The organism is Arthrobacter sp. NPDC097144 (genome assembly GCF_044762205.1).
Taxonomy (GTDB): Bacteria; Actinomycetota; Actinomycetes; order Actinomycetales; family Micrococcaceae; genus Arthrobacter_B.
In genome coordinates this window covers 50,977-67,531 of sequence record NZ_JBIWDW010000007.1, presented here as the reverse complement: position 1 = coordinate 67,531, position 16,555 = coordinate 50,977, and the positions used below count along the sequence as shown (strand labels likewise).

Annotated in this window: 15 protein-coding genes and 1 pseudogene; 10 read left to right on the top strand and 6 right to left on the bottom strand. The window is 65.9% G+C overall.

The annotated features are described in order from the left end of the window. Window positions 1-139 precede the first annotated feature (139 nt). Window positions 140-1,855: a bifunctional 3'-5' exonuclease/DNA polymerase gene (locus tag ACIQXM_RS15630; protein WP_400933106.1), complete on the top strand. Its 1,716-nt coding sequence runs from the start codon at window positions 140-142 to the stop codon at window positions 1,853-1,855. Here ACIQXM_RS15630 and ACIQXM_RS15625 read toward each other — a convergent pair. Beyond that, window positions 1,837-2,772, bottom strand: a complete 936-nt coding sequence (locus ACIQXM_RS15625; protein ID WP_400933104.1) for a lysostaphin resistance A-like protein — start codon at window positions 2,770-2,772, stop codon at window positions 1,837-1,839. The genes ACIQXM_RS15630 and ACIQXM_RS15625 overlap by 19 nt on opposite strands. A 130-nt stretch (window positions 2,773-2,902) precedes the next feature. On the opposite strand from ACIQXM_RS15625, the gene ACIQXM_RS15620 reads away from it, so the two are divergent. The 4 genes from ACIQXM_RS15620 to ACIQXM_RS15605 all read left to right on the top strand — a co-directional run bounded on the left by ACIQXM_RS15620 (window position 2,903) and on the right by ACIQXM_RS15605 (window position 5,960). Beyond that, the gene (locus ACIQXM_RS15620) at window positions 2,903-4,069 is read left to right on the top strand and encodes a sensor histidine kinase (protein ID WP_400933102.1); all 1,167 of its coding nucleotides are present in this window, start codon (window positions 2,903-2,905) and stop codon (window positions 4,067-4,069) included. Window positions 4,070-4,110: 41 nt separating this feature from the next. After that, window positions 4,111-4,782 (top strand): response regulator, encoded by a 672-nt coding sequence (locus ACIQXM_RS15615; protein ID WP_400933100.1) that lies wholly within the window; start codon window positions 4,111-4,113, stop codon window positions 4,780-4,782. Continuing rightward, complete coding sequence (locus ACIQXM_RS15610; protein WP_400933099.1) at window positions 4,775-5,329, top strand: AAA family ATPase; 555 nt, start codon at window positions 4,775-4,777, stop codon at window positions 5,327-5,329. The genes ACIQXM_RS15615 and ACIQXM_RS15610 overlap by 8 nt, the downstream gene beginning before the upstream one ends. A gap of 106 nt (window positions 5,330-5,435) precedes the next feature. Next, window positions 5,436-5,960, top strand: coding sequence for a hypothetical protein (locus ACIQXM_RS15605; RefSeq protein WP_400933097.1), 525 nt, complete (start codon window positions 5,436-5,438; stop codon window positions 5,958-5,960). A 32-nt stretch (window positions 5,961-5,992) separates the two neighbouring features. Here the strand turns inward: ACIQXM_RS15605 and ACIQXM_RS15600 are convergent, their stop codons facing one another. The 3 genes from ACIQXM_RS15600 to ACIQXM_RS15590 all read right to left on the bottom strand — a co-directional run bounded on the left by ACIQXM_RS15600 (window position 5,993) and on the right by ACIQXM_RS15590 (window position 8,962). Then, window positions 5,993-6,676 carry an NUDIX hydrolase gene (locus tag ACIQXM_RS15600; protein ID WP_400933095.1) on the bottom strand — a complete coding sequence of 228 codons (684 nt, stop codon included), beginning with the start codon at window positions 6,674-6,676 and terminating at the stop codon, window positions 5,993-5,995. After that, a complete protein-coding gene (nth, locus tag ACIQXM_RS15595; protein ID WP_400933093.1) occupies window positions 6,673-7,470 on the bottom strand; it encodes an endonuclease III in 798 nt (265 codons plus the stop codon). Before nth ends, ACIQXM_RS15600 begins: the two co-directional genes overlap by 4 nt. A 61-nt stretch (window positions 7,471-7,531) precedes the next feature. Continuing rightward, on the bottom strand, window positions 7,532-8,962 hold the full coding sequence (locus ACIQXM_RS15590) for a hypothetical protein (protein WP_400933092.1): 1,431 nt from the start codon (window positions 8,960-8,962) through the stop codon (window positions 7,532-7,534). 316 nt (window positions 8,963-9,278) lie between these two features. Here ACIQXM_RS15590 and acs point away from each other — a divergent pair, with 316 nt between their 5' ends. Beyond that, window positions 9,279-11,267 carry an acetate--CoA ligase gene (acs, locus tag ACIQXM_RS15585; RefSeq protein ID WP_400933091.1) on the top strand — a complete coding sequence of 663 codons (1,989 nt, stop codon included), beginning with the start codon at window positions 9,279-9,281 and terminating at the stop codon, window positions 11,265-11,267. 157 nt (window positions 11,268-11,424) lie between these two features. Here acs and ACIQXM_RS15580 read toward each other — a convergent pair. Further along, a pseudogene (locus ACIQXM_RS15580) lies at window positions 11,425-11,811 on the bottom strand (organic hydroperoxide resistance protein); the annotation flags it as partial. A gap of 102 nt (window positions 11,812-11,913) precedes the next feature. On the opposite strand from ACIQXM_RS15580, the gene ACIQXM_RS15575 reads away from it, so the two are divergent. The 3 genes from ACIQXM_RS15575 to aroQ all read left to right on the top strand — a co-directional run bounded on the left by ACIQXM_RS15575 (window position 11,914) and on the right by aroQ (window position 14,399). Further along, window positions 11,914-12,471, top strand: coding sequence for a TetR/AcrR family transcriptional regulator (locus ACIQXM_RS15575; RefSeq protein WP_400933089.1), 558 nt, complete (start codon window positions 11,914-11,916; stop codon window positions 12,469-12,471). Between the two features lie 88 nt (window positions 12,472-12,559). Further along, window positions 12,560-13,924: an MFS transporter gene (locus ACIQXM_RS15570; protein WP_400933087.1), complete on the top strand. Its 1,365-nt coding sequence runs from the start codon at window positions 12,560-12,562 to the stop codon at window positions 13,922-13,924. 7 nt (window positions 13,925-13,931) lie between these two features. Next, entirely contained in the window at window positions 13,932-14,399 is a 468-nt protein-coding gene (gene aroQ, locus ACIQXM_RS15565) for a type II 3-dehydroquinate dehydratase (protein WP_400933086.1), read from the top strand. Window positions 14,400-14,421: 22 nt separating this feature from the next. Here the strand turns inward: aroQ and ACIQXM_RS15560 are convergent, their stop codons facing one another. After that, complete coding sequence (locus ACIQXM_RS15560) at window positions 14,422-15,606, bottom strand: MarP family serine protease (protein ID WP_400933084.1); 1,185 nt, start codon at window positions 15,604-15,606, stop codon at window positions 14,422-14,424. 228 nt (window positions 15,607-15,834) lie between these two features. Here ACIQXM_RS15560 and ACIQXM_RS15555 point away from each other — a divergent pair, with 228 nt between their 5' ends. Next, window positions 15,835-16,512, top strand: coding sequence for a Crp/Fnr family transcriptional regulator (locus ACIQXM_RS15555; RefSeq protein WP_104053107.1), 678 nt, complete (start codon window positions 15,835-15,837; stop codon window positions 16,510-16,512). The last annotated feature ends 43 nt before the right edge of the window (window positions 16,513-16,555 follow it).

Below are 16,555 nucleotides of genomic sequence, written 5' to 3'. Positions count from 1 at the left end.
TGGTCCCGGCAAGGAAAGGCAGGTGCCATCCCTTCTGGGGACAAGGCGGAGCTCCCCTCGTGCTGTGGAGGAGGAGCTGGCTGTGGTGGCCGGCCACGCTGCCGAACCATGCACATTGCCAAGCAGGGACAATGGAACCATGTACGTTCTCCTCACCCTTGCCGGGCCGGGCGACGCCGCCGGGTCCCTGCTGCTGCAGGAAACGGACGACGCCGGGCAGCCCACCGCGCCTCCCGCCGTCGTCGCCCCCTCCTCGCTGGCCGCCGCAGTGCGCAGTTACGAGGACCGCCCGCAGACCGTCCGCTGGGTTTTCGGCAGCACCCGGGAGATTTACCCCCTGCTGCTCGAGGCCGGCGTCACGGTGGAACGCAGCCATGATCTGGCCCTGGTCCGCGGCATCCTGCGTTTTTCCGAAGCCGTTCCGGCGTCCCCTTATCTAGAGAAACTGCGCGCCGAGACGCCGGGCGAGGACGCAGATCTGCTCCCCCGCCAGCTGCTGCCGGTGCAGCCGGCGCCGAACCAAAGCTCACTGTTTGAGGAGCTCGAAGGATTCGATACCCTGACCGGCACGCGCGGCCCCTCGCTGGACGACCAGCTGGGCGAGCTGCAGGACCAGCTCGCTGCCGCGGCCGGCTCCTCCGCCCCGCGGCGGCTGGCACTGCTGCTGGCCGCGGAATCCGCCGGCGGACTGATTGCCGTGGAAATGGAACACGCCGGCCTGCCCTGGCGGCGGGACATCCACGAAGCCATGCTGGAATCCGAACTGGGACCGCGCCCGCCGGAGGGAGCGCGCCCGGTGCGGCTGGAACAATTGGCCGCGGAGCTGCGGGAGAAACTGGGCAACCCCGGGTTCAATCCCGACTCGCCGCAGGAACTGCTGCGCGCCCTGCACCGGGCCGGCATTGAAGTGAAAACCACCCGCTCCTGGGAGCTGCAGCAGCACGATCATCCCGCCGTCGCGCCGCTGCTGGAATATAAGCGGCTGTCCCGGCTGCTGACCGCCAACGGCTGGACCTGGCTGGATGCATGGGTGGACGGCGGCCGGTTCCGCCCCGAGTACGTAGTGGGCGGGGTTGTCTCCGGCCGCTGGGCCTCCCGCGGCGGCGGCGCCCTGCAGATCCCCAAATTTGTGCGCGACGCCGTGCGCCCGGATCCGGGGCACCGGCTCATTGTCGCCGATGCCGCGCAGCTGGAGCCGCGGGTCCTCGCCGCCCTGGGCCAGGACAACGCCCTCGCCTCTGCTGCCCGCGGCAAGGACCTGTACCAGGGCATCGCCGACCAGAACTTCAACGGTGACCGGGCACTGGCCAAGATGGCGATGCTCGGCGCCATGTACGGGGCCACCTCGGGCGAAGCCGGACGGCTGATGCCCGCCCTGACCCGGTCCTACCCAAAGGCCATTGCCGTGGTGGAGCGCGGCGCCCGGGCCGGCGAGTCCGGCAAACCGGTCAGCAGCCATCTGGGCCGCAGCTCCCCTCCGGTCTCCGAACGCTGGCTGCGCGCCCAGCAAAGCACCTCTGCGGAAGAACAGCGCCGTGCAGACTCACTGGCCCGCTCGCAGGGTCGGTTCACCCGCAACTTCGTCGTGCAGTCCACGGCAGCGGAATGGGCCCTGTGCTGGCTGGCAGAAATACGACGGCGGCTGCGGGCGGCGTCGTCTGCCGCACCGGCCGGGCAGCTGGTGTTTTTCCTGCACGACGAAGTGATGCTCCATGTGCCGGCAGAGCGGACCGAGGAAGTCAGCGCCCTGGTCACCGAGGCCGCTGCCGCCGCCACCGGCCTGTTGTTTGGCCGGATTCCGCTGGAGTTCCCGGTGGTGACCGTCACCGTGGATTCCTACGCCGAAGCCAAGTAACCCTCCGGCTGCCGCGGGGGCGCCGACGCAGGTGCCGGGAACCAGCGGACCACTAGCAGGCAGTAGACCAGCGTAAAAGCCAGCGAAAACGGCAGGGCGGACCACGCCAGGTCAGTGGCGTTCACATCGCTGAACCCGGCTGCACCCAGGCCGAACGCTCCCACATTGTTGACGATGTGCAGGGCGATGGCGGCTTCCAGCCCTCCGGTGCGCCAGGTAATCCAGCCAGCCGCAGCGGCAAAGACTGCAATATCAATCTGCCCGGCCAGTCCGTAGCCGTGGCCGGCGACGAACAGCGGAACCGGCAGCAGGATGGCAAAGGCCGGATGCCGCAGCCAGGATCCGATGCCCTGCATCAGCAGGCCCCGGAACATGTACTCCTCAGCGGCTGCCTGCACCGGAACGAAGGCCAGGACCACGAGCAACAGCAGCCACACGTTGCCGGAACCGCCGCCGTCCGGCGTTTCTCGCATGGTGTCCGGCACCAGCAGGCTCAGGGCATTCGCGGACACGAACAAACCGGCAGCCAGGGCCAGCGGCTTGGGAAAACTGCGCCAGCGCAGCCGGCCGGTCACCGAGGACAGCGTGCCCGCCGAACGCCCGGCTCCCCAGCGCACGCCCAGCACCGCCGCGGGCCAGAGCAGGCCGACTGTTCCGAGCAGGAAGGCGAGCTGCCCCGGGTCGCCGAGGTCTGATTCCGCAGACAACGCCCGCTCAACCGTCGCGGAAGCACCCGGCACAAAAATCCCCGCCGCCGCCGTTACCCCTATTGCCAGCATCATCAGGACAAAAAAGAGGACGACAGTGACCAGCAGCGTGGTCAGCGGGTGCCACCAGCGGTAACCGGGCAGGGAACGCGGGAGGCGGTGGAAAGCAAAGACGGGAGCGGGGGCAGGATGCTCAGCGGAGAAAGTCATGCTTGAAGCCTCCCCGCTCAGGGTTCCCTTCCGCTTCAGCCGTTCGGCTCCTGTTCCAGCCACTCGGCGAAAAGGACTTCATGCTTTTGGCTAATTGTGGTCCGGCACACGCCTCACTAGGATTCATGGAATGCCGCTCCCGACTCAACGCCCCAGCGCCTGGAAGACGGCAGGCATCTGCGCAGCCGCCGCGGTTGCCGGGGTCCTGGTTTTCCTCGTCGTCCAAGGCTCAACGCTGCCGGCCGACGACGTCGATCCGCTGCCCTTTATGGGACTGATGTTCCTGGACTTCTTCCTGGGCCTCTCCGCCGTCGGGCTCCTTCCGCTGGCCCTGCGCCGGGCACCGGTGGGCGCTGGACTGGCCATCATTGCCCTGAGCGGCCTTTCAACCCTGGCCTTCCCCGCGGCCTGCCTGTGCATTATCCACATCGCGGCCCTGCGGCGACCCCGCCTCCTGGCCGCCACTGCGCTTGTCTATGGTGCGGCAGTGTCAGTTGACCTCGCCGTCAACCCGGTTGACGCTGCCGGAGACTACGGGTGGGTTCTCCTGGTCGCGCTGGGCATGCTGGCCGTCCTGGTACTGATCGGGCTGAACCGCGGCGCCAAAAAGGCATTGATCGTCTCCCTCCGGCAGGAAGCGGACAGCGCCCGCCGGGAACAGGATGCTCGGGCAGATCAGGCACGGCTGGCCGAGCGGACCCGAATCGCCCGGGAAATGCACGACACCTTGGCGCACCGTTTGAGCCTGATCAGCATGCACGCCGGTGCCCTGGAGTACCGCACTGACCTGGATCCGGAGACCATCCGGTCCACGGCAGGAACCCTGCGTGTGACCGCACACAAGGCCGCGTCGGAACTGCGCACCGTATTAGCCGTCCTGCGTGAAGAAACCGCAGATACCGCGCCCCAGCCAACCATCTCTTCCATTCCGGCACTCGTGGAATCAGCACGGGCGGCGGGCACTGACATCACGCTGAATATCGAACCGGCTCTCCTGGCCGCCGACGGTAACTTTCCTGCGGATGCCACCTCCCGCCACCTGTACCGCGTGGCGCAGGAGGGCATCACCAACGCCCAAAAGCATGCTCCCGGCCATCCTGTGTCGGTCTCCCTCACCGGTGCGCCCGGGAAGGGCATCACCGTGACGGTCAGCAACCCGGTTTCCGGGTCCAGGCCTGCTGCGCCGGACGGACTGGGCCTGATTGGATTGGCTGAGCGTGCCCGGCTCTCGGGCGGCTCCTTCGAATCGGGCGCCAAGCGCGGGATCTATACCACCGCTGTGCAGGTCCCCTGGTGAGCGCTGCGTCAGTGAGCGCGGCCTCAATAAAGGTGCTGATCGTGGACGATGAACCCCTCATCCGCGCAGGGCTGCGGCTCATCCTCGAGGGGGCGCCGGACATTGCCATCACCGGGGAAGCAGACGACGGCGAGACCGCCGTTCTGCTCGCCGCCCGGTTAACCCCCGACGTCGTCCTCATGGATATCCGGATGCCCCGCCTCAGCGGCATCGCCGCTACGGAACGCATCACTGCGGCTCCGGCGCCGCCCCGGGTGGTTGTCCTCACCTCCTTCGACACCGATGACTTCATCCTCTCCGCGCTGCGTTCCGGTGCGAGCGGATTCCTGCTCAAAGACACGCCACCCGCGGACATGATCTCTGCCGTCCGTGCCGCCGCTTCGGACAACCTGCGATTCTCCCCCGGCGTGCTCAAACGCATCGTCGCGGCCGCGGCTGCCTCGACAGTCGAATCACCGGAGCCGGCGGAACCGCACAACCCGCTGGCGGCGCTCAGCGAGCGTGAATGTGTCATTGCCCGCGCCGTCGCCCGCGGACTGACCAACACGGAGATCAGCGCCGAGCTCTACGTCAGCGTTGCCACGGTCAAAACCCACATCGCCAACGCCTTCACGAAGCTGAACGTCACCAACCGTGTCCAGCTGGCCGTGACCGTCCTCTCCTCACCGCCGCCGGCGCCGTCCAGAGTCAGCGGAAGGGCCGGCCGTGCCTGACTTCATTCTGCTGAACGGACCGCCCGGCATCGGAAAATCAACGCTGGCCCGGCTGTTCGCCGATCGCCATCCCGGCACATTAAACCTGGACGTTGATCAAGTTCGCTGCCTGATAGGTGGATGGCAGCAGGATTTCCAGACAGCTGGAGAACTGGTCCGGCCCCTCGTGAGGAGTATGGCAGCGGCCCATCTGTCAGCGGGGCACTGCGTCATCATGCCCCAGTTTCTCGATGCGGCTGGGGAGGTCGCGGACCTGCAGGCGGTCGCGGAGGCATCAGGCAGCACTTTCCGCGAGGTGGTTCTCCTGGACAGCAAGGAACGTTCCCTTGGCCGCTTTGCCGGCCGCGGCACCGGGAACGATGATCCGTGGCATGACACAGTCCGGAACATAGTGGATCAGGGCGGAGGCACCCTATTGCTGGAGTTCCTGTATGACAATTTGGTGGACGGCCTGGCTGAACGGCCGGAGGCAACGGTCATCCGCAGTACGGGCGGAGCCGTTGAGGCGACCTACTCCGCACTGCTGGACGCGCTCTCACCCGAATAGGCCCGTCGGGCCAAGTGCTCTGGCTGGCCAGCGGAGGAAAATATCCCCCGGCGGGGCGCCTGCTTAGTATTGCCCTATGAAGGAATGGGGGAGAACGCATCCATATTTGGCCCTGACCGCCGGGTACCTGCTGTTTTTTATTGTCTATGCAGGTCTGTGGGGCGCTTTTAGGGCAGGGGATCTGGAGGACGCTGTTTTCAATGCTGCCATGTGGACGCTGGCGTACTGGCTCCTTGCTTTCTTTGAGACAAGGCGGAGACGGAGGACCAAGGCCCGTCTCGATGAACGTGGCCAAACCATGGCCTACATCCGATACCCGGACGCACGTGCCGGTTCACTGAGCAGCATATGGAACCAGGGGATAGCAACGCCCGGTGCCGGGTCCATCCACTTCCAGCCGGCCGTGTACGACACCTTGGAACCATCGGGGCGGGCCATAAACATGAAGGTTTACGATGTCCTGCCCCAACGCCGAAAACTGACAGGCAAGGACAGGAAGTACATCCAGGCCCCGGGGATCCAGGCCCTGACGCTGGTGACGGATGGAGGCAAGGTGGAAATTGCCGCCTCCCCGGAATCATTGGACAAGCTGAGCGAGGTTCCAGGGCGTCGGGGCGCAGCCGCCGACTGAGGTTCCTGAACCCGCGCCTAATCCAAGCGACCTTACAGAGCCGGAACGATCTCCCGGCTTTCATCCCAGGGCAGGGTCCAGCCGAGTTCTTCCAGCACCCCGTTGAGGATGATTCCGGTGAAGCCCCACACCAGGACGCCGTTCACGAGGAACGCAGGTGAGCGGTGCTTTTGCCGGCCGTTTCCCAGCACCGCAGTGCGCCGGTTCTCCGGGTTCAGCAGGTCCGCAACCGGCACCCGGAACACGGACGCGGACTCGCCGTAATCCACCACGTCCACGGGCGTGGGCCGGTCCCACCACCCCAGCACCGGAGTTACCAGAAAGTTGCTGATCGGCAGTCCCGCTTCCGGCAGGGTTCCCAGGACGACGACGCCGGACGGGTCCAGCCCCGTCTCCTCGCGGGCTTCGCGCAGTGCGGCGGCCACCGGCCCGGAGTCCCCGGCATCAACGGATCCGCCCGGAAAGGCCACCTGCCCGGGATGATCGTTCAAGGTTGCTGCCCGCTCCACGAGCAGCACATCCAGCTCTTCCGGAACTCCGGCGGAGCGAAAATCAGCGGGCTTGTCATCCAGGTTGCCGAAAAGGATCAGCACGGCGGCGCGCCGGGCCGTGGCTGGATCCACGCTGCGCCGCAGCAGCTCCAGGTTGGCATCAAAACTGGTAGTGCGCGCGGAGGCCGACGCCCCCAGCTCGCGCAGGTCAGCGTAGGCGCTCATGCTTCGAGCCCGTAGCCGGCCGCACGCAGCTGGGCTCGGGTTTCCGCAGCCATCATCCTGGCATGCAGCTCCTCGCGGCCGGGAGCCAGCTCATACTTCAACAGTTTCTTCGCCTTCACGGGATCCGTTTCACCCTCACCGTAAGAGGGGCACAGCGCCGCAACGGCGCAGGCTCCGCAGGCGGGGTTCTTGGCGTGGCAAACCCGGCGCCCGTGGAAAACCACCCGGTTGGACAGCGGGGTCCAGTCCTTGGGCTCAAACAACTCGGCCACATCTTCTTCGACCTTCACCGGGTCCTTGGCGGTGGTCCAGCCGAACCGGCGCGAAAGCCGGCCAAAGTGCGTGTCCACCGTGATGCCCGGAATGCCGAAGGCATTGCCGAGCACCACGTTCGCCGTCTTTCGCCCCACTCCCGGCAGGGTGACGAGCTCTTCCAGCTTGTCCGGCACCTCGCCGTCGTACTCATCAACCAGCCGCGTGGACAGGGCCTTGATACTGGCGGCTTTGGCACGGAAGAACCCGGTGGGCCGGATCAGTTCCTGCAGTTCCAGCTCATCCGCCTCGGACAGGGCCTTGGCGTCCGGATAACGGGCAAAAAGCGCGGGAGTGACCGCATTGACCCGGATATCGGTGGTTTGGGCGGACAGGACGGTAGCCACCAGCAGCTCAAAAGCGTTGGTGAAATCCAGTTCCGCCACGGCGTAGGGATACAGTTCCCCCAGCATCCGGTTGATCTTCCGGGCCCTGCGTTTCAGTGCCAGCAGGGAGGAGTCGCTCCCGGTTGCCTTTGCCACGTCGTTGATGTCCTTCTGTATTGCCGGTTACGCCGGTTCGGCTGGAGCGGGCGGTTCCGGACTACTCGCCGGAATCTTCACCCACACGCTCAATGTTGCTCAGGTCCCGCAGCACGCCAATGCGGCCGGTGCGCTTGTCCTGCACCAGGAACTCTGTGCCGCGGTCTTCCAGACCCAGCTCCCAGTCCCCCGGGTGGAACATGAACAGCGGCAGGCCGGTGCGCTCGTCCACGATCTGGCGCGGAGTGCCCACGGCAAACCAGAACGCTTCAACCACGTTCTCGGACTCTTCACGGGTGGCGCTGATGGATTCGGTGGCAGGAGACGACACCTGGGCCGACGACTTGGCAGCGGGCTCGGCATCGGCCGACTTTGCCTGCACCACCGGATTGACCGTGGTGGCCGCGACGGCGTTGTCACTGCTGGAGGCAGCAGGGGCCTGAGATGCTGCAGGAGCCTGGGAGGCGGCCGGAGTCTTGGCAGCTCCGGATTCCGGGCGGGCAGATTCCGTCCGGGCAGATTCCGTCCGGGCAGATTCCGTCCGGGCAGATTCAACGGCGGAAGAGCCGGGGGCAGGTACGGGGTTGGCCGTTGCAGGCGCGTTCTTGGCCGCGGCTCCCTTGTTGGCGGATTCCTTGTCGGCGGATTCCTTGTCGGCGGGCGCAGCGGGTTCAGCAGCAACGGGTTCGACGACGGCGGGTGCGGCAACGGTTTCGGCCGCAGGTACGCCGTTGACTGCCGGCTCGCCGGCGTCGGGGGTAACGCCGTCGTCGGCCTTGCGGCCGAACAGTCCGGTCGGGGCCAGCTTGCCCATTCCCTTGCCCATCCCGGCGAAGCGTGACTCGGCGGGCTTGGCACCGTTCACGGCGCTCTCGCCGGTTTCGGAGGAATCGGCAGCAGCTGCGGGACGCTCCGCCGCGGGCCGGGCGGGGCGCCGGGTCAGACGGACTGCCTCGCGGGCCATCACGTGGGCAGGCGTTTCCGGGCGTTCAGCGAACTCGCGGGAGAAGGGCGGGATGTGCGGAGCGAGCGTGGTGGCAGCCACCAGCCCGAGGGAACCGATCAGGGTCAGCAGGGCGCCGATGGTGAACTCGTTGACCAGCTGCAGGAAGAAGAAGGCAAGCGCGAGAAGTCCCACCACGGAACCGAACTGATCGACAGAGAGCGAGCCAACACGGTATTTCAGTTCGGGGGCCAGCCGGCGGGCAGCAAAGAGCCCGGCAACAACCAGCGGCAGGATGATGCCGATGGCCAGGAAGAACAGCGGAGTTGCCGGTGCCCACAGATTAACTTCAAGCCCGAAGGCAAGGCTCCACGGCAGGAGGGAGCCGATCAGCATGAGGAGGACCGAACCGCCAACCACGGTGTCGCGCAGGCCAAACGGACCCAGAACCGCAGTCCGGGCTTTGTCCTGGCCGGCGGAATGGCTCTCGGCTGGCGCCGGAGTCTCCGCCGCCGTTCGGGCGTCGTTCTCAACGGGGGGCTGATTCATTCTGTTCTCCATTCGCGGCCGCCGCCTGCGGGCCCGCAGACAGCTGCGGGTTAGGGCAAAGGACTGGCCGCATGCACGGTTCAAAAGTGGTTGCTTTCCCTGCACAGCCTAGTCAACACCCGGACGTCAGACTAGCCGAACTGCCGCAGGCCCACCGGCCGTGATTGACCGCTCACCGCACGGTTGCCCCCGCTGCCGGGCGCAAATGTGACGGGTAACACGCAGGAGGGCGATCAGCGCTAGGGTTGTTCCAACGCTACGGCAGCCCTCCGATCCGGGCTGGACCGTGGGCAAGCAGCTAGCGAAAGGGTTCACGATGTCTGAACAGTCCCCCGTCAAACAGCATGGCGACGCATTGGAGAACCTGCTCCATGAGCACCGGAGTTTTCCGCCCAGCGCTGACTTTGCGGCCCATGCGGTGGCTCAGCCCTCGCTGTATGACGAGGCTGCGGCGCAGGGACCGGAGTTCTGGGCCAACCAGGCACGCAGCCTGCTGACCTGGGACGAGGACTTCACTCAAACTCTTGACTGGTCGGACGCACCCTTCGCCAAGTGGTTTGTCGGCGGAAAGCTCAATGCCGCGTACAACGCGCTGGACCGGCATGTGGAGGCCGGACGCGGCGACCGGGTGGCCATTTACTTCGAGGGCGAGCCGGGTGACACCCGCACCTATACCTACGCCCAGCTCACTGAAGAGGTCAAAAAGGCAGCCAACGCCTTCGAATCCCTGGGTGTAAGCAAGGGAGACCGGGTGGCCGTGTACCTGCCGATGATTCCCGAGGCAGTGATCACCATGCTTGCCTGCGCCCGGATCGGCGCCGTCCACTCGGTGGTCTTTGGCGGCTTCTCCGCCGACGCGCTGCGCAGCCGGATTGACGACGCCGAAGCCAAACTGGTGGTGACCGCCGACGGTTCCTACCGGCGCGGCAAGCCCACCGCCCTGAAACCGGCGGTGGACGAGTCCCTGGTGAAGGAAGGCCACACGGTCAGCAGCGTCCTGGTGGTCCGCCGCAACGGCGAACCGGTGCAGTGGACCGAGGGCCGGGACATCTGGTGGGAGGACGCCGTGGGAAACGCGAGCGCCGAGCACACTCCTGTGGCCCACGATTCCGAGCACCCGCTGTTCATCCTGTACACCTCCGGCACCACGGGCAAACCCAAGGGGATCCTGCACACCACCGGCGGATACCTGGCACAGACCGCCTTTACGCACCGCAACACCTTCGACCTTCGGCCGGAAAGCGACGTGTACTGGTGCACCGCTGACATTGGCTGGGTCACCGGGCACAGCTATGTGACCTATGCTCCGCTGGTCAACGGCGCCACCCAGCTCATCTACGAGGGCACCCCGGACACCCCCCACCAGGGCCGCTGGTGGGAACTGGTCGAAAAGTACAAGGTATCCATTCTGTACACGGCCCCCACCGCCATCCGCACCTGCATGAAGTGGGGCCGGGACATTCCCGGGAAGTTCAACCTGGACTCCATCCGTGTCCTGGGCTCCGTGGGTGAACCCATCAACCCCGAGGCCTGGATGTGGTACCGCACCGTCATTGGCGCCAACGGCGGCAAGAAGGAAAACCCGGCACCCATCGTGGACACCTGGTGGCAGACGGAGACCGGTGCGCACATGATCGCTCCGATGCCCGGGGTCACGGCGACGAAGCCCGGGTCCGCCCAGGTTGCCGTACCCGGAATCTCCATTGACGTGGTGGATGAAATGGGCGAATCGGTGCCCAACGGATCCGGCGGTTTCCTGGTGGTCAAGGAACCCTGGCCGGCCATGCTGCGCGGAATCTGGGGCGACCCGGAACGGTTCAAGCAGACGTACTGGTCCCGGTTCGACAACATGTACTTTGCCGGCGACGGCGCCAAGAAAGACGAAGACGGCGATATCTGGCTCCTGGGCCGCGTGGACGACGTGATGAACGTATCCGGGCACCGGCTGTCCACCACGGAGATCGAGTCGGCGCTGGTCAGCCACCCGTCGGTGGCGGAGGCCGCCGTCGTGGGGGCGCGGGACGAAACCACGGGTGAAGCCGTGGTGGCGTTCGTGATCCTGCGCGGCAGCGCCAAGGACGACGACGACATTGTCACCACCCTGCGCAACCACGTCGGCAAGGAAATCGGTCCCATTGCCAAGCCGCGGCACATCCTGGTGGTGCCGGAGCTGCCCAAGACCCGCTCCGGCAAGATCATGCGCCGCCTGCTTAAGGATGTTGCCGAAGGCCGCGAGGCCGGGGACTCCAGCACGCTGGCGGACAACACGGTGATGCAGCAGATCGCGGAGTCGATGCGCAAGTAATTCCCCGCAACACCCACCGCGCGGACTAAACCCCGCGGACTAAACCACCACCGAAATGGCAGAAGGTGCGCTTCCCAGGCCTGGGAAGCGCACCATGTTCCAGTTGGCGGGGGGGGGGCGGGGGGTAGCCCCCCCTTACGTCGAGGTCGTCGGGGTGGTTGGCGCGGGTCGCGTTGGAGTACGGGCACACCTGGTGTGCGGACTCCACCAGCTTCTCGGCCGTGGCCTGGTCCACGCCGGACATCTCCACGTGCAGGGCAACGCCAAGCTTGAAGCCGACTTCCTGCTTGTAGATGCTGACGTCAGCGGTGATTGCGGCGTCGGCGATCGGTGCCTTCTCGGCACGGGCAATCATCTTGAGGGCGGACAGGAAGCAGGCCGCGTAACCGGCTGCAAAGAGCTGCTCCGGGTTGGTGCCGTCTCCGGCGCCGCCCATTTCCTTCGGAGTGGCCAGATTGAGCTTCAGCTGGCCGTCGCTGGTCTGGGCTTCTCCGTTGCGGCCGTCTCCGGACGCGGTGGCAACTGCAGTGTACAAAGCGCTCATGGCAACTCCTTCAAGTCTGAGGTCAGGTAGACTAACTAGTACGTCTACCTGTTGACCCCAGTAAACGCGTCTTTCCAGCAATCCGCAACTCAGGAGAATTACATGACCGTCCAGCCGCCGGTACGCACCCGTATCTTGGATGCCGCCGCCACCCTCTTCTATACCGAGGGCATCCGCGCCGTGAGTGCTGACCGGATCATCGCCTCCGCGGAAACCACCAAGGTGACGTTCTACCGCTACTTCCGCACCAAGGAAGATCTGGTGGTGGCCTACCTGAAGGCCCAGTCGGAGCGGATCCGTTCCGCTGCGGCAAACCTAAGCTCCGATCCCTGCGCTGCGCTGTTGGAGCTGGCGCAGGCGATGGGCGACGAAACCTGCATCCCGGGTTTCCGCGGCTGCCCGTTCATCAATGCCGCAGCCGAGTTTCCCGATGCCGATTCTCCGGTCCGTGCAGTGGTGTCCGAGCACCGCCGGTGGCTGCACTCGGAGGTCCGCGGCCGGCTTGCCCAGCTGGGCGCACCCGATCCGGATGCCCTGGCGGATCAGCTGCTGATGCTGCGCGACGGCGCCATGGTTCACGGGTACGTGGCCGATCCCGAAGGCGTAACCCGGTCATTGGTCAGCGCCGGCCGGGCCATCCTCGGCGGCGCGCTGCACTAAACCGGCCCGGGGCCCAAACTGCGCTCCAATGTGACGTCCCGCTCATAGACTTGGCAGCGAAGCACCCGGGGTAGCAGAATCAGTGCTCGTGTCCACAACCAGCACTTCATCCCCAGACTCCACGCCCGCGCCTTCCGCGGCGCAGCCGCCCCTCCCCCGCTCCCGCCGGATGGCCCGCAAGGTTGCCGGCGCATCCTTTGTGGGCACGGCCCTGGAATCCTATGACTTCTACGTCTTCGGAACCGCAGCCGCCCTGGTCCTGAACCGGATTTTCTTTCCGGAAGTCGATCCGCTGATCGGCACCCTGCTGTCCTTCCTCTCCCTGGGCATTGGCTTCATCGCCCGCCCCCTCGGCGCAATCCTCTTCGGCCACATTGGCGACCGGATCGGCCGCAAGAAGTCCCTGATCTGGACCATCGTCCTCATGGGCACCGCCACCGGAGTCATCGGCCTGCTGCCGGACTACAACACCATCGGTGTCTGGGCCCCCGCGCTGCTGGTCCTCCTGCGGCTGCTGCAGGGCCTGGCAGTGGGCGGCGAATGGGGTGGAGCCGTCCTCATTGCCACCGAACATGCCGAACCGCGCCGCCGCGCACTCTATGCCGCCATCCCGCAGATCGGTTCCCCCGTGGGAACCATCATGGTCACGGGCATCTTCCTGGCCCTGGCCAATGTTTCGCCGGAAACCATGGAAGCCGGGCTGTGGCGGGTTCCGTTCCTGCTGGCCTTCCCCTTCATGGCCATAGCCCTGTACCTGCGCTTCGCCATTGAGGAAACTCCCGTTTTCAAGGACGTGGCGGGACACCAGGCCCTGCCCCGGGTGCCGGTGCTGGAGGTCCTGAAGACCCAGCGGCTGGCCGTACTGGTTGCCACCGCGGCATCCCTGCTGGGCATCGGTTCCTACTTCCTGATGACCACCTACACCCAGGCCTACGGCACCGAGCAGCTGGGCCTGAGCAGCGCCACGGTGCTCAATGCCGCACTGGTGGGATCAGTCCTGCAGCTGGCCACCATTCCGGCGTTCGGCTGGCTCGCCACCCGGATCGGCTCGGCCCGCATGGTGGCCGCCGGCGCGGTGGCCACCCTGCTGATTTCCTTCCCGCTGTACTGGATCATCAGCACGGCGGACCAGACCACCTATATCCTGACCATCCTCATCGGCGGCATTGCTCCAACTGCGGCCTGGGCAGCACTGGGCGGCCTGATGGCTGACCTGTTCCCGGCCCGGACCAGCTTCACGGCCCTGTCCCTGGCTTACAGCTTCGCCGGCATCCTCGCCGGTTTCGCCCCGGCCGTCACCTCCGCCTTCGCCCAGGCGACGGACAGTGCATGGTGGCATCCCGGCGTCGTACTGGCCCTGATGTCACTGGTGACGATCATCGGCGCGCTGGCAGCGGGACGCATGACACGCCGCCATGAGACGGCCGCCGCATCCGATCGGCTTGGCGCATAGTTAACCCATGACTGCCTCCCGCACCCGCAACCTGCTGATCCTCAACGGACCCAACCTGAACCTTCTGGGCACGCGTGAACCCGGAATCTACGGGACCGAAACGCTCGACGACGTTGAGGCGCTGGTGCAGGAGGCGGCGGAAGCCTCCGGCTGGACGGTGGACTGCATCCAGTCCAACCATGAAGGGGATCTGATCGACGCCATTCACGGAGCCCCGGGGCTGGCCGATGCGATTGTCATCAATCCGGCGGCGTACAGCCACACGTCGGTGGCCATCCCCGATGCCCTCTCCGGCGTGGGCCTGCCCGTGGTGGAGGTCCATCTGAGCAACATCCACCGGCGCGAGGAATTCCGGCACCACTCCTACGTGTCCGCAGTGGCCGACGCCGTCATCTGCGGGGCGGGGATCGCCGGCTACAAGATGGCCGTGGACTACCTCGCCGCCAGGCTGGACCGGGAAGCGGCGCAGGACTAGGCCCGCCTTACTCGCTCGAGGTTTATTCGCTGGAGATGCACTGGCCGGAAGACACCGCGTCCTGGTACCCCGGGGCGGCCTCCGCCACCGGAGCGAGTTCAGCCAGGGACAGCGCATAGCCGATCGGCTGGTCTCCGGTGGTCTTGGCGAAGATGACGCCGGCCACCCGGCCGTCAACGTCCAGCAGCGGGCCGCCGGAATTGCCCTGCTGCACATCGGCAGCGAGAGTATAGACCTCCACGGTTTCCGGCGAAGACCCGTAGATGTTCCGGACGGAGACATCCGACAGGCGTTCCACGTTTGCGGCCTGGAGCCGGAACGGACCACCGGCGGGATACCCGGCAAAAGCGGCTTCAGTGCCGTTGGGCAGGACCTCCCCCAGCGGAATCGGATCCGCATCCAGGTTGTCCACGGCAAGGACGGCCAGGTCGTGTGCACTGTCGAAGTACACCACTTCACCGGGAAGGGCACTGCCGCCCGGAACCTGAACCACGGGCTTGGAGACTCCGGCCACCACATGGGCGTTGGTAATCACCCGGTCATCGGCCACCACAAAACCTGAGCCGGTCTGGTTCTGCCCGCACTGGTACGCCGTTCCAGTGATCTTCACCACCGAGTCCGACGCCGTCTGCAACGCCGGCGAGGACAGCTCCTGCTGGGGTGCCACCACGGTTTCGGGCGCTGCGCTGTCCAAGATGGTCGGCAGGCCTTCGGCCAGTGTGAAGGACCGCACCTCAGCCGTCCAGGTTTTAATCCGGTCCGGAGTGGCCTCGTCAATGGTGCTCAGCACCTTGGAGGAGGTGATCTGCTGCGAGAGGAACGGCACACCCAGCGTGTTGACGCTGAAGGCCAGCATGGACATGATCACGGCGGACACCGCCAGGTTCACGGCGCCGCCCAGCAGACGGTCCAGGAAGCGCAGCGGCGGAAAGTTGAGCCAGCGGCGAATTCCGCGGCCCAGCGCGGCCCCCACCGCGTGTCCGCCCAAAACGAGCACCACAATGGTGGCAATGACGGCCACCAGGCGCCAGCCGTCGTCGGGCACCCAGGACGTCACCAGCGGGATCGCAAAGAAGGCAGCCACAGCTCCGGCAACAAAGCCCACGATGCCGCCCAAAGTCACCACCAGGCCATTGCGCAAACCGGCGATGAGATAGAACAACAGCGCCAAAAGCAGAATGACGTCGAGCAGTGAAAAACCGAGCAAAACAGCTCCAAATGCGTTGAAGAAGGGGTCGTGGAGGCCGGGGAGAGGCGACTCCTGGCTCCCGAGTTTAGCGGCCCAAGCTGTGGACGCCGTCCCCGGCACCTTCCGCAGGGCAGCACGTCGGGGCGTCCTTTTTATCATCCGTGGGCGAACAACGCTATTACAGGTGTCACATGGGGCCGTAGTGCGAGAAGATAATAGAAGGGACAACTATTTACAGGAGATTTCATGGATATCGAGGTACTGCGCCGTGCGCCACTGTTCGCCTCATTGGGAGACGACGTCTTCGCAGCTCTGACCGACGAGTTGACCGAGGTCGACCTTTCGCGCGGTGCATCAGTTTTCCGCGAAGGTGACCAGGGCGACCAGCTGTATTTCATCGTGTCCGGAAAGATCAAGCTCGGCCGCTCGGCCCCCGACGGCCGTGAGAACCTGCTGGCCATCCTCGGCCCGGGCGAGCTCTTCGGCGAAATGGCGCTGTTTGATCCGAGCCCGCGCAACGCCACCGCCACCGCGGTGTCTGAGACCCGCCTCGCCGGACTGCGTCATGACAACCTGAAGGCACTGCTGGAAACGCGCCCCGAGGTGTCGGTCCAGCTGCTCCAGGCTCTGGCCCGCCGCCTGCGCCGCACCAACGAGTCCCTTGCGGACCTCGTTTTCTCGGACGTTCCCGGCCGCGTGGCTAAGGCACTGCTGGATCTCGCGGACCGCTTCGGCCGCCCTGCGACTGACGGCATCCTGGTGGCCCACGAGCTGACCCAGGAAGAGCTGGCCCAGCTGGTTGGTGCTTCCCGCGAAACCGTGAACAAGGCACTTGCTGAGTTTGTCCAGCGCGGCTGGCTGCGCCTGGAAGCACGCGCAGTCGTCATTCTGGACGTGCAGCGCCTGCGCCAGCGCTCCCGCTAGGTCTTTTCGACCCGTACACAACGACGACGGCGCCGCTCCCCCA

What these genes read in the sequence shown, in the direction of transcription:
- ACIQXM_RS15590 (WP_400933092.1), bottom strand. Translation starts at nt 8,962, where the DNA reads ATGAATCAGCCCCCCGTTGAGAACGACGCCCGAACGGCGGCGGAGACT.
- ACIQXM_RS15620 (WP_400933102.1), top strand. Translation starts at nt 2,903, where the DNA reads ATGCCGCTCCCGACTCAACGCCCCAGCGCCTGGAAGACGGCAGGCATC.
- ACIQXM_RS15600 (WP_400933095.1), bottom strand. Translation starts at nt 6,676, where the DNA reads ATGAGCGCCTACGCTGACCTGCGCGAGCTGGGGGCGTCGGCCTCCGCG.
- aroQ (WP_400933086.1), top strand. Translation starts at nt 13,932, where the DNA reads ATGACTGCCTCCCGCACCCGCAACCTGCTGATCCTCAACGGACCCAAC.
- acs (WP_400933091.1), top strand. Translation starts at nt 9,279, where the DNA reads ATGTCTGAACAGTCCCCCGTCAAACAGCATGGCGACGCATTGGAGAAC.
- ACIQXM_RS15555 (WP_104053107.1), top strand. Translation starts at nt 15,835, where the DNA reads ATGGATATCGAGGTACTGCGCCGTGCGCCACTGTTCGCCTCATTGGGA.
- ACIQXM_RS15575 (WP_400933089.1), top strand. Translation starts at nt 11,914, where the DNA reads ATGACCGTCCAGCCGCCGGTACGCACCCGTATCTTGGATGCCGCCGCC.
- ACIQXM_RS15630 (WP_400933106.1), top strand. Translation starts at nt 140, where the DNA reads ATGTACGTTCTCCTCACCCTTGCCGGGCCGGGCGACGCCGCCGGGTCC.
- ACIQXM_RS15625 (WP_400933104.1), bottom strand. Translation starts at nt 2,772, where the DNA reads ATGACTTTCTCCGCTGAGCATCCTGCCCCCGCTCCCGTCTTTGCTTTC.